Raw genomic sequence first — 17,267 nt, 5'->3', positions numbered from 1 at the left:
GATTGCAGGGGTGGGTCCTGTGCGCGCCCGGCTAAAAAAGCCCCCGCGGCGCGGGGGCAAGGGGCTATGAATCCATCGGGCCGTTGGGGTAGAAAGGCGCCCGATCGATCGCACAGGAGGAGGGGTTTGACTACTGGTCGTCGAGCCCGCGCTCGCGGTGCGCCTTGCGACGCTCTTTGCGCTCGGCCTTCAGCTGCGCCAGCTTGGCCTTCTGCGCATCGGTCAGAATGGCCTCGAACTGCTGGCGCTGCTGGTGCATCCGCTGCATCTTGGCCACCTTCAGTCTGCCGAGCTCAGCGCCGAGGCTATCCAGGGTGGCCTGGTCGGCACCCGACTCTATAGCCTCGCGCAGCTGTTTGTGCAGTTCGCGCATCTGCTGGCGCTGCGCCCTGTGCTGGGCCCGGACGGCCTCGCGGTTGGCCTTGAGCTGCGCCCTCTGGCCCTCGGTCAGGTCCAGTTCCTCGGCCATGCGCTCAAAAAAATGTCCCTTGGCGTGGTCGGGGCCGTGCCCGCCGCCGTGGGCCATAGTGACGCCCGGCGCCGCCAGTGCGCCGGCCAGTACCAGGGTGCCCGCGATTGCTTTCCAGTTCTTCATCGACCTTTCCTCTCGCTTGGTGTCGGTAGATGCATACTAGGGTCGCGCCGCGTAAAGGGGGGCAAACCGCGGTAAACATTTGTTAAGAACGGTTAAAGGCCGAAGCGCGGGGCGCAAATGGCGCCGGGGCTTTGCATATAATGACCGCACGCAATCCGAGAGCACACCATGAGCCGTATCCTACTGGTCGACGACGACACAGAACTGACCGATCTGCTGCAGGAGTTCCTCACCGGCGAGGGCTTCGAGGTGACCGTGGCCAACGACGGCGGCCGCGGCCTGGAGCTGGCCCAGAGCCAGAGCTTCGATGCGCTGGTGCTGGATGTGATGCTGCCGGTCTACAACGGCTTCGACCTGCTGCGCAAACTGCGCGAGGAGGCCGGGCCCGCGAGCCGCTCGCTGCCGGTGCTGATGCTGACCGCCAAGGGCGACACCGTGGACCGCATCGTCGGCCTGGAGATGGGCGCCGACGACTATCTGCCCAAGCCGTGCAATCCCCGCGAACTGGCCGCGCGCCTGCGCGCCGTACTGCGCCGCGGGCGCCCGGCACCGGAGGGGGCGGACGGCAGCCTCTGCAGCGGCCCGCTGCGCCTGCTGCCGTCCGAACACCAGGGCTACTGGAACGAGCGCCTGCTGTCGCTGACCGGTGCTGAGTTCTCGGTGCTCAAGGTACTGGTGCAGAACGCCGGCGAGGTGGTCAGCAAGGAGGTGCTGACCGAGACGGCCCTGGGGCGCAAGCTGATGCCCTACGACAGATCCATCGATGTGCACGTCAGCAATATCCGCAAGAAACTCGCAGAACAGGGCGCCAGCCGCGACCTGATCATCAATATCCGCGGCGCCGGCTATATGCTGACCAAGAGCTAGGGGCCGATGCGCAGCCTCTTCTGGAAGATGTTCGTGGGGGCCTGGTTCACCGCCATGGTGATGGTGGTGACCACCGTCTACGTCACCCACGTGCGCGAGTTCGGCGATCCACGCCACGAGGACCGCTGGGAAAGCCAGGCGATTTTCCGCGACCTGATGCGCAACTTGAGCCGCACCCGCCGCCACGGGCCCGAGCACTTCCGCTTTTGGCTCGAGGGGCAACCGGCAGAGGTGCAGGAGCGCATTTTCGCCCTCGACGTCGACGGGCGCGAGATGCTCGACCGCCCGATTCCGCGCGATATGGCGCCGCTGTTTGCGAACCTGAGTTACCGCAACCGCGAGTCCCACGCCCTGGTGGAAAACAAACCGACGGTGGGCCTCTTTATGCCACAGCGCGGCGGCTCCAGCCTGAGGATCGCCTTTATCGCCGGCAAGAGCAAAGAGGAACTGCTGCTGAGCTTCCTGTGGCGCAACTTCTGGCCGATCCTGCTGCTGTCCATGCTCGCCTCCGGCGCCGCCTGCTACTGGCTGGCGCGCTACCTGAGCCGGCCGCTGGACCAGCTGCGCGCGGCGACCCGCCGCGTCGCCGCCGGTGAACTCGACTACCGCGTCGCCCCCGCCCTGCACAGCCGCGGCGACGAGCTGGCCGATCTGGCGGGGGACTTCGACTCGATGACCGCGCAACTGCAGGAATCCATGGCCGAGCAGCGCCGCCTGATCAAGGATGTATCCCACGAACTGCGCTCGCCGCTGGCGCGCCTGCAGGTGGCGCTGGGCATCGCGCGGCAGAAGAAGGTCCCGGGGCTGGACGCGGAGCTGGACAAGATCGGCAAAGCCGCCGACTACCTGGAGGATATCATTGCCGACGTCCTCTCCCTTCCGGTGGCCAGCCAAGACCGCAGGCCGCTGGACGACGTGGTGGAAATCAACAGCCTGGTGGAGGCCCTGCTGGAGGATCTGAAGGGAGAGGCCCGGGAAAAAGACCTGCGCTTCGAACTGAGCGCCAGCGGCGGGGAACTGTTGGTCGCGACCCGCGGCAGCTCACTGACCGCGGCGCTGGAAAATATCCTGCGCAACGCCATCAAATACAGCCCCGCCGGCGGCAGCGTCGCTATCGACATCGATACCGCGCAGGGGTTTTGCCGAATCCGCGTCACCGATTCCGGCAGCGGCGTCGCCGAGGAGGAGCTGGAGGCGATCTTCCGCCCCTTTTACCGCACCGACAGCGCGCGCACGCGCGAAAGCGGTGGCTTCGGCCTCGGCCTCGCGATAGCCCAGCGCACCATCCTGCACCACGGCGGCAGCATCAATGCGAGCAACGCCCCCGCCGCCGGCCTCTGCGTGGAGATAAAACTGCCGCTGTTGCTGATCGGCGACTAGCGGGCTGCTGAGTCCATCCCCGCCCTTTTTCCAGCCGGATTTGCGGCGCAAGCCCGCAAACCCTCCGCGACAGAGCGGGCACTGGCGCGCTCGGTCTGCACTCCGAGCATCCCGGCCAGGGCATTGATAATTGCCGGGCGATCGCTGAATATTGCCATGCGGCTGCGGTTTGAGCCTCCCTTCCACAACAAAAGGGCCCCGCTATGCGCTGGATACTCTACATTCTTGTTTTTCTTGCCCTGCTGCTGCTCGCCGGTTTTCTGTTTCCGCGCGAGGTGACACTGGAGCGCAGCGTCTATATCGCCAAGCCACCGCAGGTGGTTTTCCCCTACGTCAACAACTTCCGCAATTTCAACAACTGGTCGCCCTGGTATCAGCTGGATCCGGACACGGAATACGAATACACGGGCCCGGAAGACGGCGTCGGTGCGAAAATGCGCTGGAGCAGCGATAACCCCAATGTGGGCAGCGGCAGCCAGACCATCAGCGCCAGCGAGCCCTACTCGCTGGTGCGCACCGAACTGGATTTCGGCGAGCAGGGCAATGCCACCGCCGAGTTCCAGCTCCAACCCCAGGGCAGCGGTACCAATATCACCTGGCAGTTCCGCAGCGATATGGGCGGCGGTCCCATTGCGCGCTGGATGGGGCTGCTGGTGAAAAAAATGGTGGGCGACTCCTACCAGCAGGGGCTCGAGAAACTGAAAAACCTGGTGGAGTCCGAGGCCGCCGCGCCGGCGGAGGACATCGACAACGGCTCGGATGCGGAGCTGCCGTCGGATACCGACGACGCCATGGGCGCGGATCCGGGCGGCGTGGAGTCGGATATGGAGGATCACACACTCGAGGAGGAGGGCGAGGAGCCTATCGAGGAGAGCCACTGAGGCGAGCTGCGAAAAGAACAGCGAAACTCGAAGCGAGGACCCCGCTGCCGGGACAGCCTTGCGGGGCTGTCTGCGACAGGGACCTCGCAGACAGCCTACCGGCTAGCGCCTGCGCGGCGCCGGTGCCGGCGACTTGCGCAGCTTGCGCCGCTGGCGCTGCAGGCTCTGTTTTTCCGCCTGGGTCAGCGGGCGCTGTCCCAGCTTCGGCAGCCCCGCGGTCACGCACAGATCGTCGATTTCCCGCGGCTCCATCTCTATCCACTGGCCGACGCGCACGTGGGACGGAATAAACACGCTGCCGTAACGCACCCGCTTCAGGCGGCTGACGCGCACGCCCTGGGATTCCCACAGGCGCCGCACCTCGCGGTTGCGCCCCTCCATCACCACGCAGTAGAACCAGCGGTTGTTGCCCTCGCCGCCGCTCTCGACGATATCGGTAAAGCGCGCGACACCGTCGTCCAGCAGCACACCGGTCAGCAGGCGCTTCTTCATGTCGTCGTCCACCTGCCCCTGGATTCGCACCAGGTACTCGCGATCGATCACCGATGACGGGTGCATCAGCTTGTTCGCCAGCTCGCCGCTGTTGGTAAACAGCAGCAGGCCGCTGGTGTTGAAGTCCAGGCGGCCGACGGAAATCCAGCGTCCGGAGCGCAGGCGCGGCAGGCGGTCGTAGACAGTGGGGCGCCCCTCCGGGTCGTGGCGGGAGCAGATCTCACCCACCGGCTTGTTGTACAGGATCACCCGGCAGCGGTTTTCCTCCGCCGTCGGCAGGCGGCGGCCGTCGAACTCGATGCGGTCCTCCGCGGTCACCCGCTCTCCCAGTTCCGCCACCCGGCCGTTGACCGTCACCCGGCCCGCCTCTATGGCGCGCTCCATCTCACGCCGCGAACCCAGGCCGGTGCGCGCGAGGACCTTCTGCAGTTTTTCGCCCTGAGGCGAAGTATCTTCACTCATGAGGTGGTGTTTTCCACTTGCGACTCTTGCCGGGCCTCACCATCGGATTGCCCGGAATCCATCTCTTCGGCGGCCGCCATTTCGTCGGCGCCCGGGCTCTCCCCGGCGCCGTCGGTTTCATTGTCTGGCGCAAACAGACTGCTCGGCGGCAGCTCTGCGGACAGGGAGGGCGCGGCCTCCTCGCCGCCGTCTGCGGCTTGCGGGGACTCCCGTTCGAGCGCCTCTTCCGCTTCGATCTCTTCCGCTTCGATCTCTTCCGCTAGGGCCTCCGCTGCCTGCGGCTCCTCGGACTGCGCGTCCGCCGCTGCTTCGGGGTCATCCTGTTCGGCGGAGGCGTCTTGCCCCCCGTCCGGATCGGCGGCTTCGGCCGCATCCGCCCGCGGCTCGCCGGAATCCGCACCGCCGTCCGCGCCCTCGCCCCGCTCGGGCCCCGCCTGCTGGTCCAGGTCCAGCGCCTGGTTCAGGCTTTCGATATCGCGGATCTCCGCCAGGGTCGGCAGATCGTCCAGGGTGCGCAGGTTGAAATAGTCGAGGAATTCCTTGGTGGTCGCATAGAGGGACGGCTTGCCCGGCACATCCCGCTGCCCCACGACCTTGATCCAGCCGCGCTCGGACAGCGTCTTGACGATATGGGAGCTGACCGCCACGCCGCGAATCTCCTCGATATCGCCGCGGGTGATCGGCTGGCGGTAGGCGATAATCGCCAGTGTCTCCAGAATCGCGCGGGAGTACTTCTGCGGCTTCTCCTCCCACAGGCGATTGACCCAGGGCGCCAGGTCCTCGGGCACCTGGAAGCGCCAGCCGCTGGCCACCTGTTTCAGTTCGAAGCCGCGCTCGCCGCAGCTTTCCGCTATCTGATCCAGCACCGCTTTCAGCTCGGACTTTTCCGGGCGCTCGCCCTCGTCGATCAGCGACAGCAGCTTGTCCTCGGAGAGCGGTTGACCCGCGGCCAGCAGGGCGCCCTCGACGATACGGCGCAGTAATTCCGGAGCGATTGTCATCTTCTTTCTAATTTCTAACCTTACAGGGGGGCCAATTCGGCCTCCGACTCTTCCGCCGCCTCGGCGGCTTCCTCGCCCTGGCCGGCGGCGCGCACATGGATCGGCCCGAAGGCCTCGTTCTGCACCAGCTCCACCAGGGACTCTTTCACCAGTTCCATCACCGCGAGGAAGGTGACCACGACGCCGAGACGCCCCTCCTCCACCGTGAACAGGCTTACGAAGGGTACAAACTGGCGGTGGCGGATTCGGTCCAGTACCTGGGTCATGCGCTCGCGGGTGGAGAGTTTCTCCCGCTCCACCTGGTGGCTCTCGAACATATCCGCGCGCCTGAGCACCTGGGCCAGAGCGACCAGAACCTCTTTCAGGTCCACCTCCGGATCCGGGCGGGTGATGCTGCGATCGGGCCCCTGGGCGCTGGCCTGGTGGATATCGCGGCCCATGCGCGGCATCTCGTCGATATCCTCGGCGGCGGTCTTGAAGCGCTCGTACTCCTGCAGGCGGCGGATCAGGGCCGCGCGCGGATCCTCGCCCTCCTCTTCCTCCTCCTGGGGCGGGCGCGGCAGCAGCATGCGCGACTTGATCTCCGCCAGCATCGCGGCCATCACCAGGTATTCCGCCGCCAGCTCGAAACGCATCGCCGTCATCATCTCCACATAGGCCATGTACTGGCGGGTGATATCGGAGACGTTGATCTCGAGAATATCGAGGTTCTGGCGGCGGATCAGGTATAGCAGCAGGTCCAGCGGGCCCTCGAAGGCCTCCAGAATCACCTCCAGCGCGTCCGGCGGGATATACAGGTCGGAGGGCAGCTCCGTGAAGGCCTGCCCCTGAACCACCGCAAAGGGCATCTCCCCCTGGCGCGGGGATGGGTCGGCGGCGGACTCCGCGGGCGGGTCGGCGGTGTCTTGCTGCGCCTCGGCGGCGGCCGCGACTTCCGCCAGCACCTGCGCTTCCGCCTCGGCTAGTAACTCTTCACTGGACACCCTGCCCACCCTCGCTGATCGTCGACGTCAAAAGTGCAAACGCGCGATTATACATCGGTGCGCGGTCTTTTTAGCCGATTATTTCATCGATAGCGCCGCAGCCCTGACGGATCAGCACCGGCTCGTCGCCGGTGAGGTCCACCACGGTGGTGGCCTCCAGGCCGCAGAAGCCGCCGTCGATCACCAGCTCCACCTGGTGCTCCAGGGTGTTGCGGATATCGTAGGGATCCGTCAGCGGCTGCTCGTCGCCGGGCATGATCAGGCTGCAGCTCATCAGGGGTTCGCCGACCGCCTCGATCAGCGCCAGCGCGATGGGGTTGTCGGGCACGCGCAGACCGATGGTCTTTCGCTTCGGGTGCAACAGGCGCCGTGGCACCTCGGCGGTGGCGGGCATGATAAAGGTGTAGGGCCCCGGCGTGTGGTTCTTCAGCAGGCGGAACATCTGGTTGTCCACCTTGGCGTAGCTGGCCAGCTCCGACAGGTCGCGGCACATCAGGGTGAAGTTGTGCTGCTTGTCCAGCTGGCGCAGCGCGCGGATGCGCTCCACCGCCAGCTTGTCACCCAGGCGGCAGCCGATCGCGTAGGCGGAATCGGTCGGAAACACGATCACACCGCCCGCGGCGACGATTTCCGCCGCGTGACTGATCAGCCGCCCCTGAGGATTGTCCGGGTGAATCTGGAAAAACTGCGCCACAAATGCTCCCCCTTGCATCGATCTTTCTCGCGGGCTCCCGGCCCGTACAATTGGGGCTAAGTGTGCCACAGATACACAGTGCAAGGCAGCCATCTCCGGAACCTCTACCGGCCCGGCCTGGCGCATTTGCGCGGCGCGCAGTGCCCGCTAACCGCGCCAGAGCGCCCACACCGGCCGGACGCCCTCGGGCAGTCGCGCGCAGCCCAGTTCCCGCCACGGCTGCTCCGGCTGGTGAAAGTCGCTGCCGACCGAGCAGTAGGGCACCGGCCGCCCGGTCTCCACCGCCACCGACTCCAAAAGCGCGCGCAGTTCGCGGGTCTGCACCGGGTTCTGGCGGCCGCACAACAGCTCGACCGCCTCGCCACCGGCCTCCAGAAACGCGCACAACAGGCGTTGCAACTGGGTCCGTGTCAGGCCGTACTTCAGCGGGTGCGCCAGCACCGCGGTGCCCCCGGCGGCGCGGATGCTGGCGATGGTTTCCGCCAGCTGCGGCCAATCCACCGGTACATCCCCCGCCTTGCCCGCGCCGAGATACCGCTTGAAGGCGCGCGCGCCATCCGCCACATGGCCCGCCTCCACCAGCCAGCGGGCGAAGTGCGGGCGGCCGATAACCCCGCCGCCGGCCAGTTTGCGGGCGCCGTCGAGCGCGCCTTTGAGCCCGCGCTTCTCCAGCCGCGCGGCGATCCGCTCGGCGCGCTCGCGCCGCAGCCGGTCGCGCAGCGCAATGGCCGCGCGCAGATCGGTGGATGCGGGGTCGATATTGAGGCCGACGATATGCACCTGGCGCCTGCCCCAGCGGCTGGAAAACTCGATTCCCGGAAGAACCAAAACGCCCAACCGGTCACCGGCCTGGCGCGCTTCGGCCAGCCCGCCGGTGGTGTCATGGTCGGTGAGCGCCAACAGGGTCACGCCCTGACACTTCGCCCTCGACACCAGCTGTGCAGGGCTTAAAATACCGTCTGATGCGGTGCTGTGGCAGTGCAGATCCACCAGATCGGCGTCCGCATTCACTGACAGGGCTTTTCTCAAAGGGCTCTCGCTCAGATTCACACGCATCGGGTAGTGAAACCCGGTTTGAACAATTGCCGGATGCCGCTGTCACAAGGGCACCCGGCGGATTCAGGGATAAGGCCCCAAGCGAAGGCTTGCCGGTGCAGGCCCCGGGGAAGCCAGAGTCTGACAGCGGCACCGTCAGCCGGGAGGCTATTTTGAATATAGGGTCCAGTTTTGCGGCCCTGCAATGCGCTTCCCGCGGGCATTATCACCGGAACCAGGCATGACCGAAACCAACCCGACGACTCCAGTTTCCGAGCAGCAGCCGAAAAAGCGCGAGAGCCTCCTCGCGAATCTGCTGCTCAACATAGTGATCCCGACGCTGATCCTGACCAAGCTGTCCGGCGACGACTGGCTGGGCACCAAGTGGGCCATTGTGGTCGCCCTGGCCTTCCCGCTGATCTACGGTCTGCGCGATCTGCAACAGTCCGGCAAAGTCAACTTCTTCTCCGCACTGGGCGTGATCAGCATACTGCTGACCGGCGGTATCGGCCTGCTGGAGCTGGACGCCGAGTATATCGCGATCAAGGAGGCGGCCATTCCGGGCCTGCTCGGCATCGCCACCGTGGCCTCCCTCTACACCCGCTGGCCGCTGGTCAAGACGCTTCTGTACAACGACAGGATTCTCGACACCGGCAAGATTGCCCGGGCCCTGGCCGGCAACGGCAACGAGGGCGCCTTCGAGCGCACCCTGCAGCAGGCCTCCTGGATGATTGCCGGCTCCTTCTTCCTGTCCTCGGCCCTGAATTACCTCCTGGCCAAGCTGCTACTGCAGAGCCCGCCCGGCACCGAGGCATTCAACGAGGAACTGGGCAAGATGACCGCGCTCAGTTTCCCGGTGATCGCCCTGCCGGCCACCGCAATCCTGATGCTGGTCCTCTTCTTCCTGTTTCACCGCATCGGCAAACTGACCGGCCTGAAGCTCGAAGAAATCATCGTCCAGCAATAGAGCCGAAATTCCAACAACAACAGTTCCGACAACAACAGTTCCGACAACAACAGATAAGAGCACGAGTGACACATGTGGTACGCGATCATCAGTGAAGATGTAAAAGACAGTCTGCCGCTGCGCAAGGGCGCGCGCGCCGATCACCTGGCGCGCCTGAACCGCCTCAAAGACGAGGGGCGGCTGCTGATCGCCGGCCCCCACCCGGCGATCGACAGCGAAGACCCGGGTGAGGCCGGCTTTAGCGGCAGCCTGGTGGTCGCGGAGTTTCCGTCGCTGGAAGAGGCAAAAGCCTGGGCGGACGCAGATCCTTACGTGGCCGCGGGTGTCTACGAATCCGTCACCGTAAAGCCGTTCAAGCTGGTGCTCCCCTGATTCTCAACCACTTACCGATAAAAAAAGCTGTATCACAATGATGAAACAACTGACCGGCCTCACTGCCGCCGCCCTGCTCGCCACCTGTGCGCCGTCTATTGCGCTGGGCGAAGAGATCCGCTATATCACCGACCAATTGCATGTACCCATGCGCTCCGGCAAGGGCAACGAATTCCGCATACTGCACCGCGGCCTGCCCAGCGGCACCAAGCTGGCCCTGCTGGAAGACGCCCCGGACGAGGGCTGGGCCCGCGTACGCACCCCCGGCGGCGAGGAGGGCTGGGTGCGCCGCCAGTATCTGGTGTCCGAACCCGTGGCCGAGATCAAGCTGAAAAAGGTGCAGGCCGACCTGGCCCGCTTCGAGGAGATGGACCTCGGCGGCGAGGTGCGCCGCCTGGAAGAGGAAAACCGCAAGCTCAACAGCGCGCTGAGCGCGCAGCAGGAGAGATCGCAACAGCTGGAAAAAGAGCTGAAAGAACTGAAGACCCTGTCCGCAGACGCCATCGCATTGAACCAGCGCCACCAGAAACTGCTGCATCAGCACGAGCTGCTGAAGCAGGAGCAGATAATGGCGGAGGCGGAAATACAGCGCCTTTCCGGCAGCGAGACGCAGAAGTGGTATATGTACGGCGCACTGTCCGTGGGCCTGGGCGCTATCCTCGCCATGATCGCCCCGCATATGCGTCCGCGCCGGCGCCGCTCCGAGTGGGCCAACTGATTTATTAACCCGGCAAATGAAATTTGCGCGGGTTAATGCGGTACAGGGATGTGCCGCCGCCGGCCGCCGGCCGGCGCGAGCCCTTGAAATTCAAGAAGATCCGCGCATCTTCGCCAGTATTTCAAGGGCGACAATCAAATATTTCAGGGCCGAAGGCGCCGCGGAAGCGGCTGGACCGAAATATCTGATTACCAAGTTAATAGTGCGGAATCCATTCACGCCCCCTGGGGAACCTCTGAATAATTCCGCAATGCCTCTGCGGGGCTTGCAGAGGTATCGCGGAATTATTCAGAGGTTCCCTAGACTGGGGGGCGCCTTGCGGACCCCAAACGAAAAAAGAGACAAGGACGATGCGCAGACTATTCGCCATTTTCTTGAACTGCCTGCTCGCCATACCCGCGCTGGCCGACAATCCCCGGGTCGAGCTGAAAACCGACCTGGGCAATATCCAGGTCGAGCTGTTCCGGGACGAGGCGCCGGCCACGGTGGAGAATTTTCTCGCCTACCTGGACAGCGGCTTCTACAACGGGGTGATTTTCCACCGCGTGATTCCCGGCTTTATGGTGCAGACCGGCGGGCACACCTTCGATTTCCAGCTCAAAGAAACCCGCGCGCCGGTGGTCAACGAGTCCTCCAACGGCCTCAAAAACCTGCGCGGCACCCTCGCCATGGCGCGCAAGAATGACCCGGACAGCGCCACTTCCCAGTTCTTTATCAACCTGAAGCACAACCGTCACCTGGACGCGACCGAAGACAAGCCCGGCTATACCGTATTCGGCAGGGTGACCCAGGGCATGGACGTGGTGGAAAAGATCCTCGAGGAACCGCGCGGCCTCTACCGCGCCTTCCCGCAGGCGCCGAATGTACCGGTGCGCATCCTCAGCGCGAAGCGCATTGACGACAACGCCGTTGCCGGCGGCAAAGACCAGGGAGAGTGATCGGTGATAGCCCTCAGTGTGAACCTCAATAAAATCGCCCTGATTCGCAACTCCCGCGAGGGCAACTACCCGGATGTCGTCGCTCACGGCCGCATCTGCCTGGATGCCGGCGCCCAGGGGCTGACGGTGCATCCGCGCCCCGACCAGCGCCATATCCGCCCCGGCGACGTGCGCGACCTGGCCGGGCTGTGCCGGGAGCGGGAGGGCATCGAATTCAATGTCGAGGGCAACCCCTTCGCCGAACCCTTGCGGGACTACCCCGGTCTGATGCCGCTGGTGCTGGAGACGCGACCCGATCAGTGCACCCTGGTACCCGACAGCAACGACCAGCTCACCTCGGACCACGGTTTCGATCTGAAGCGCGACGGCGCCCGCCTGGAGCCGCTGATCGCCAGACTGAAGGACGCCAACATCCGCGTCAGCCTGTTTATGGACCCGGATCTCGAGCAGATAAGCCTCGCCAGGGAAGTGGGCGCGGACCGCATCGAACTCTACACCGGCCCCTACGCGGCGGCGGTGGCCGGGCAGAGCGCCGATGTGGAATCCATTTTTGCCGCCCACTGCGCCGCCGCCGAACACGCGCGCCAGTTGGGGCTGGGAATCAACGCCGGCCACGACCTGAATCTGATCAACCTGCCCCGCTACCGCACCCTACCCGGCCTGCAGGAGGTCTCCATCGGCCACGCGCTGACCGTGGACGCCCTCAATATGGGGCTGGACAACGCGGTGACCGCCTATCTGAACTGCCTGTCCGGCAACTGATGGACAGCGCCGAAAACCCACCGCCCGGCCTGAATATCATCGGCGCCGGCAAGCTGGGCAGGACCCTCGGCCGCCTGTGGCAACAGGAAGGCGTTTTCCAGATCCGCTCGGTGTGCAACCGCAGCGAGCGGAGCGCCGCCACCGCGGTCGCGTTTATCGGCGCCGGCACCCCCTGCCCGTCGGTGGACGCCATGGCGGACGCGGACTGCTGGCTGATCGCATGCGGCGACGGGCAGATTGCCCCCGTCGCCGGGCAGGTCGCCGCGACGCTGACCCGGCGGCAGGCGCGAAACGCCGTTGTATTCCACTGCAGCGGCGCCCTCGGCTCCGAAGTTCTGACCCCCTGCCGGCCGGCCGCCATCGCCAGCGCCCATCCGGTGCACAGCTTCGCCGACCCGGCCGCGTCCCTGCGCAGCCTGCCGGGCAGCAGCGTCGCCCTGGAGGGGGATGCGCGCGCAGTGGCGACTCTGCAAAGCGCATTTTCCTCAATCGGCTGCGAGACGCTAACCATCGCGCCGGAAAACAAATCCCTCTACCACGCAGGTTCGGTGTTTGCCTGCAATTATCTCACCGCGCTGATGGACCTGAGCCTGCGCACATTTTCCGCCGCGGGCATAGACGCGCGGCAGGCGCTGGCGCTGCTGAAACCCATAGTGCTGCAGACGGCGGAAAACAATATGCGGCTCGGCCCGGAAAAGTCCCTCACCGGCCCCATCGCCCGCGGCGACCTGCAGACGGTCGCCTCGCAACTGGACGCGCTCCAACAGACCGACGCACGGCTCGCACAATGCTATCGCCAACTGGGCCTGGCCTGTGTAGAGTTGGCCCGGCGCGGCCAGCTGTCCGAGCGGGACGCGGCCGAACTGACCCAACTGCTGAGTGAACCGCCGCAGTAAAAGGCTCTCGATCCATGGCTAAAGGCTCCCCCCAAGACTCGAAAACATACCTGCAAAAGCGCGCCTTCTACGACAGCCTGCTGACCATCTATGGGCGCAAGCCGGTGCTCGAAGCGCTGGAGGACCTGTCGCTGCCGGTCTACAAGCTGCACCTGGCCGAGAGCAACCGCCGCGACCAGTTGATCGCCCGCATCGAACAGCTGGCCACGGAACGGCAGATCGAAATCGCCCACTGGGACCGCAAGGCGCTGTCGCGGATATCCCGCAATGCCCGCCAGGACCAGGGCGTCGCACTGGATCTGGCCCTGCCCCACTACGGCACCACCGACGCCTTCCTGAAGCGGGGCAGCGACAAGAACTACCAGATGCTCGCGCTGGACGGTATCACCAACCCGCAAAACCTCGGCATGATCATCCGCTCCGCCTGCGCCGGCGGCATGGACGGCATCATACTGCCGCGCAAGGGCTGCGCGCAGATAGATCCGCTGGTCATCAAGGCGAGTACCGGCACCCTGTTCCGCATGCCCCTGCTGCGCTGCGAGCGGCTCGCCCCGGCACTGGCCGAATTCAAACGGCGGGGCGCGCGCATCTGCGGCCTCTCCTCCCACGCGCAGATGTCCCTGGCGGAGCTGGACGGAGACGCGCCCACCATCTTCGTGCTGGGCAACGAAACCCGCGGCGTCAGCGAGGACGCGGCCGAACAGTGCACCCAGCTGCTGCGCATCCCGATGCACAACGATGTCGAGAGCCTGAACGTCGCGGTGACCGCCGCGCTGATCAGTTTCAGGCACCAGATCTGACGCAGGCCGGCAGCCACCCCGCTCCGCTCGAGCGCCGATTGTCATAAATCCCCACCCGAAAGAAGCTTTTCGCGTCAATCTTGTGAAAAAGTTGACTCGATAAGCTACAAGTTGTTTGGGAACAAAATACCCGTCTACGAATGGCGCTTGGGATGAATTCCCCGTACGAGCCGCGTATCCAATAAAATTCGAATAAGGATGTTTCTCTATGCGACTGCTTCTCTCCCTGATTGCGTCGGCGGGACTCGCCGCTGCACTGCCGGCCGCGGCCGAGGGCCCTGAAGACGGCTACTTCGATCTGACCCCCTACATCAGCCGCGTCGACAAAGACCGCAATACCGAACGCCAGGCCGGCGGTCTGCGCGCCGCCTACGGCTGGGGCTGGACCGGTCCCTGGTACTCCGAGGTGCAGGTCTTCGGCGCCATCCTGGAGACAGAGGACTTTGCCAAAACCCAGGGCTTTTCCGACCAGACGGACTTCTACATGTACGGCGTCGGCTTCGATGTGGTGTACAACTTCGGCGACCGGGACGGCTATACCCCCTACCTGCTGGGCGGCCTCGGCGCCGTCTACGACGACGTGCTGCCGGACAAGGACGACACCACCAGCGCCTTTGTCAACTTCGCCGCCGGTATCACCACCCAGGAGATATCCCGCCGCGGTGTGCGCCTGCGCGGAGAGGTGCGCTACCTGCACGACTACTTCGAGAGCGGCATGAACGACTGGCAGCTGGCCTTCGGTATCAGCATTCCGCTGCGCTGCCCGCCACCCACTATCGCCGCGGCGCCGCCGCCGGATCGCGGCCCGGTGGAGGTCAAGCTGACGGACTCCGACGGCGACGGCGTACTCGACCGGGACGATCGCTGCCCCGACACACTGCCCGGCGCCCAGGTGGACAGCGAGGGCTGCGTCATCGCCGATCAGGTGATCACTCTGGAAAATATCCACTTCGAGTTCAATTCCGCCACCCTGACGCCTATGGCGCAGAATGCTCTGCTGCGCGTGGTCCGCGCCCTGCGCAACCAGCCCGACAGCGCAGTCGAAATCGCCGGCCACACCGACAGCCAGGGCAACGATAACTACAACCTGAGACTCTCCCAGAGCAGGGCCGACTCGGTGCGCGCCTTCCTGATCAAAAACGGCATTGACGCCGCCAGGCTCACCGCCAACGGCTACGGCGAGCAACAGCCGGTCGCCTCCAACGCCACCGAAAGCGGCCGCGCGCAGAACCGGCGGGTGGAGATGCGCTTCCGCTAGGGTCCGCTCACAGCAAACTCAACGACCGCGGCCCGGCCAGCGCCGGGCCCTCCCCTCTCCCCGCACCGCCCCTGTCGCCACGGAACAAAAAATGGTCCCCGCTTGGACAAAACCCCATTCCTGGTCTACCCAGTCCACAGAAACTGTGGATATCTCTGTGAACAATACGCGGGAAAATGCCGCCAGGGCCCGTGGCGCCGTTGTAACCCTTTTGTGAAGAAATTTTAATCAAAGCGAGAAGTGTTTAAAAATCAATGGGTTACAAACCGTAGTAAATCGGTCTTGACAAAAAGCAGGGCTAAATGCCGCCCGTAATCGCCTGTAATTTGTCTGTGGAAAGCGTCGCCGCAGCAGCCCAGCGGATCTCTTGTGCCGGGCCGCCGGAAGCCTGCGCCCGCTCGCGGGGACGCGGGAAAGATAGTGGCCAAAAAAAAGCCGCAGTCCGGGGACTGCGGCTTTTTTATCACCTCTCGTCTGTGCGCCTTATTCCCACTCGATGGTGGCCGGCGGTTTGCTGGACACGTCGTAGACCACGCGGGAGATATGTTCTATTTCGTTGATAATGCGGTTGGACACCTTCTCGATCAACTCGTAGGGCAGGTGCGCCCAGCGCGCGGTCATAAAGTCCACGGTTTCCACGGCGCGCAGCGCGACTACGTATTCGTAGCGGCGGCCGTCGCCGACCACGCCCACGGACTTGACCGGCAGGAAGACCGCGAAGGCCTGGCTGGTCTTGTGGTACCAGTCCGCCTTGTGCAGCTCCTCGATAAAGATCGCATCCGCCTCGCGCAGAATATCCGCGTATTCCTTCTTCACTTCGCCGAGAATACGCACCCCCAGACCCGGGCCCGGGAAGGGGTGGCGGTAGACCATATCGTAGGGCAGGCCCAGCTCCAGGCCGATTTTGCGCACCTCGTCCTTGAACAGCTCGCGCAGCGGCTCCACCAGTTCGAACTGCATATCCTCCGGCAGGCCGCCCACATTGTGGTGGGACTTGATCACATGCGCCTTACCGGTCTTGGCCGCGGCGGACTCGATCACATCCGGGTAGATGGTGCCCTGAGCCAGGAACTTCACGTCCTCGAGCTTGGCCGCCTCCCGATCGAACACCTCGATAAAAGTGTTGCCGATAATCTTGCGCTTGGCCTCCGGATCGCTCTCACCGGCGAGGCGCGACAGGAACAGCTCCTCGGCATCGGCGCGGATCACGCGCACCCCCATGTTCTCGGCGAACATCTGCATCACCTGGTCGCCCTCGTTCTTGCGCAACAGGCCGTTGTCGACGAAGACACAGGTCAACTGGTCGCCGATGGCCTTGTGCAGAAGCGCCGCCACCACCGAGCTGTCGACGCCGCCGGACAGGCCCAGCAGCACCTTGCCGCTGCCCACCTGCTCGCGCACCTTGGCGATGGAGTCCTCGATGATATTGGCCGGCGTCCACAGCTTTTCGCAGCCGCACAGCTCGATCACGAAATGCTCGTAGATACGCATGCCCTGCAGGGTATGGGTCACCTCCGGGTGGAACTGCACACCGTAGAAATTCTTCTCGGCACAGTACATACCGGCAATCGGGCAGGACTCGGTGGAAGCCATCAGCTCGAAGCCCTCCGGCATCTTCACCACCTTGTCGCCGTGGCTCATCCACACGTCCAGCAATGCGCTGCCGTCTTCGTCGATATGGTCCTTGATATCGTGCAGCAGCTTCGACTCGCCCTCGACCTTTACCTGGGCGTAGCCGAACTCGCGGATATTACTGCCCTGCACTTCCCCGCCCAGTTGATGCGCCATCGTCTGCATGCCGTAGCAGATACCGAGCACCGGCACGCCCAGCTCGAACACCACCTGCGGCGCGCGCGGCGAGCCCGCCTCCGGCACCGACTCGGGGCCGCCGGCGAGAATGATGCCCCGGGGGTTGTACGCGCGTATCTCCTCCTCGCTCATATCGAAGGCGCGGATCTCGGAGAAGACACCCAGCTCGCGCACGCGACGGGCGATCAGCTGGGTGTACTGGGATCCGAAGTCGAGGATCAGGATGCGGCTGGCGTGGATATCTTGGCTCATGGCTCTCTCGATAACATTGTGAAAAAACAGCAAACGGACCCCGAAAGGTCCGTTTGCGGCTTAAAACTGCGTATCCGTCATCCCGGTCTGTGCCGGGATGACACG

The 17,267-nt window shown here is 64.6% G+C and carries 18 protein-coding genes; 11 read left to right on the top strand and 7 right to left on the bottom strand.

Features of this window, described 5'->3' with window-relative positions:
• Positions 1–130: 130 nt before the first annotated feature.
• Positions 131–595 (bottom strand): Spy/CpxP family protein refolding chaperone, encoded by a 465-nt coding sequence (locus ACXAF3_RS03905; RefSeq protein ID WP_475110976.1) that lies wholly within the window; start codon positions 593–595, stop codon positions 131–133.
• A gap of 168 nt (positions 596–763) precedes the next feature.
• On the opposite strand from ACXAF3_RS03905, the gene ACXAF3_RS03900 reads away from it, so the two are divergent.
• The 3 genes from ACXAF3_RS03900 to ACXAF3_RS03890 all read left to right on the top strand — a co-directional run bounded on the left by ACXAF3_RS03900 (position 764) and on the right by ACXAF3_RS03890 (position 3,723).
• The gene (locus ACXAF3_RS03900; protein ID WP_475110975.1) at positions 764–1,462 is read left to right on the top strand and encodes a response regulator; all 699 of its coding nucleotides are present in this window, start codon (positions 764–766) and stop codon (positions 1,460–1,462) included.
• A 6-nt stretch (positions 1,463–1,468) separates the two neighbouring features.
• Positions 1,469–2,842 (top strand): ATP-binding protein, encoded by a 1,374-nt coding sequence (locus tag ACXAF3_RS03895; RefSeq protein WP_475110974.1) that lies wholly within the window; start codon positions 1,469–1,471, stop codon positions 2,840–2,842.
• A gap of 203 nt (positions 2,843–3,045) precedes the next feature.
• Entirely contained in the window at positions 3,046–3,723 is a 678-nt protein-coding gene (locus ACXAF3_RS03890; RefSeq protein WP_475110973.1) for an SRPBCC family protein, read from the top strand.
• Between the two features lie 102 nt (positions 3,724–3,825).
• Here the strand turns inward: ACXAF3_RS03890 and rluB are convergent, their stop codons facing one another.
• The 5 genes from rluB to ACXAF3_RS03865 form a co-directional block, all read right to left on the bottom strand.
• On the bottom strand, positions 3,826–4,677 hold the full coding sequence (rluB, locus tag ACXAF3_RS03885; protein ID WP_475110972.1) for a 23S rRNA pseudouridine(2605) synthase RluB: 852 nt from the start codon (positions 4,675–4,677) through the stop codon (positions 3,826–3,828).
• Positions 4,674–5,678 (bottom strand): SMC-Scp complex subunit ScpB, encoded by a 1,005-nt coding sequence (gene scpB, locus ACXAF3_RS03880; RefSeq protein WP_475110971.1) that lies wholly within the window; start codon positions 5,676–5,678, stop codon positions 4,674–4,676. The genes rluB and scpB overlap by 4 nt, the downstream gene beginning before the upstream one ends.
• A 20-nt stretch (positions 5,679–5,698) precedes the next feature.
• Positions 5,699–6,661 (bottom strand): segregation and condensation protein A, encoded by a 963-nt coding sequence (locus tag ACXAF3_RS03875; protein ID WP_475110970.1) that lies wholly within the window; start codon positions 6,659–6,661, stop codon positions 5,699–5,701.
• A gap of 70 nt (positions 6,662–6,731) precedes the next feature.
• The gene (locus ACXAF3_RS03870; RefSeq protein WP_475110969.1) at positions 6,732–7,355 is read right to left on the bottom strand and encodes an L-threonylcarbamoyladenylate synthase; all 624 of its coding nucleotides are present in this window, start codon (positions 7,353–7,355) and stop codon (positions 6,732–6,734) included.
• Positions 7,356–7,502: 147 nt separating this feature from the next.
• Complete coding sequence (locus tag ACXAF3_RS03865) at positions 7,503–8,384, bottom strand: PHP domain-containing protein (RefSeq protein ID WP_475110968.1); 882 nt, start codon at positions 8,382–8,384, stop codon at positions 7,503–7,505.
• Between the two features lie 247 nt (positions 8,385–8,631).
• On the opposite strand from ACXAF3_RS03865, the gene ACXAF3_RS03860 reads away from it, so the two are divergent.
• From ACXAF3_RS03860 to ACXAF3_RS03825, 8 genes are all read left to right on the top strand, one after another.
• Complete coding sequence (locus tag ACXAF3_RS03860) at positions 8,632–9,357, top strand: VC0807 family protein (protein WP_475110967.1); 726 nt, start codon at positions 8,632–8,634, stop codon at positions 9,355–9,357.
• A 72-nt stretch (positions 9,358–9,429) separates the two neighbouring features.
• Positions 9,430–9,729, top strand: coding sequence for a YciI family protein (locus tag ACXAF3_RS03855; protein WP_475110966.1), 300 nt, complete (start codon positions 9,430–9,432; stop codon positions 9,727–9,729).
• 37 nt (positions 9,730–9,766) lie between these two features.
• Complete coding sequence (locus ACXAF3_RS03850) at positions 9,767–10,447, top strand: TIGR04211 family SH3 domain-containing protein (protein ID WP_475110965.1); 681 nt, start codon at positions 9,767–9,769, stop codon at positions 10,445–10,447.
• A 350-nt stretch (positions 10,448–10,797) separates the two neighbouring features.
• Positions 10,798–11,385: a peptidylprolyl isomerase gene (locus tag ACXAF3_RS03845; protein ID WP_475110964.1), complete on the top strand. Its 588-nt coding sequence runs from the start codon at positions 10,798–10,800 to the stop codon at positions 11,383–11,385.
• Between the two features lie 3 nt (positions 11,386–11,388).
• Positions 11,389–12,147, top strand: coding sequence for a pyridoxine 5'-phosphate synthase (locus ACXAF3_RS03840; RefSeq protein ID WP_475110963.1), 759 nt, complete (start codon positions 11,389–11,391; stop codon positions 12,145–12,147).
• A complete protein-coding gene (locus ACXAF3_RS03835) occupies positions 12,147–13,043 on the top strand; it encodes a Rossmann-like and DUF2520 domain-containing protein (RefSeq protein WP_475110962.1) in 897 nt (298 codons plus the stop codon). Before ACXAF3_RS03840 ends, ACXAF3_RS03835 begins: the two co-directional genes overlap by 1 nt.
• A 14-nt stretch (positions 13,044–13,057) precedes the next feature.
• On the top strand, positions 13,058–13,843 hold the full coding sequence (locus ACXAF3_RS03830; RefSeq protein ID WP_475110961.1) for a TrmH family RNA methyltransferase: 786 nt from the start codon (positions 13,058–13,060) through the stop codon (positions 13,841–13,843).
• Between the two features lie 208 nt (positions 13,844–14,051).
• A complete protein-coding gene (locus tag ACXAF3_RS03825; protein ID WP_475110960.1) occupies positions 14,052–15,101 on the top strand; it encodes an OmpA family protein in 1,050 nt (349 codons plus the stop codon).
• Between the two features lie 483 nt (positions 15,102–15,584).
• On the opposite strand, the gene guaA is transcribed toward ACXAF3_RS03825, so the two are convergent.
• Positions 15,585–17,162 (bottom strand): glutamine-hydrolyzing GMP synthase, encoded by a 1,578-nt coding sequence (gene guaA / locus ACXAF3_RS03820; protein ID WP_475110959.1) that lies wholly within the window; start codon positions 17,160–17,162, stop codon positions 15,585–15,587.
• Positions 17,163–17,267 lie beyond the last annotated feature (105 nt).

The organism is Microbulbifer sp. ABF4_143, assembly GCF_056160225.1.
This window is presented reverse-complemented; position numbering and strand designations above follow the sequence as displayed.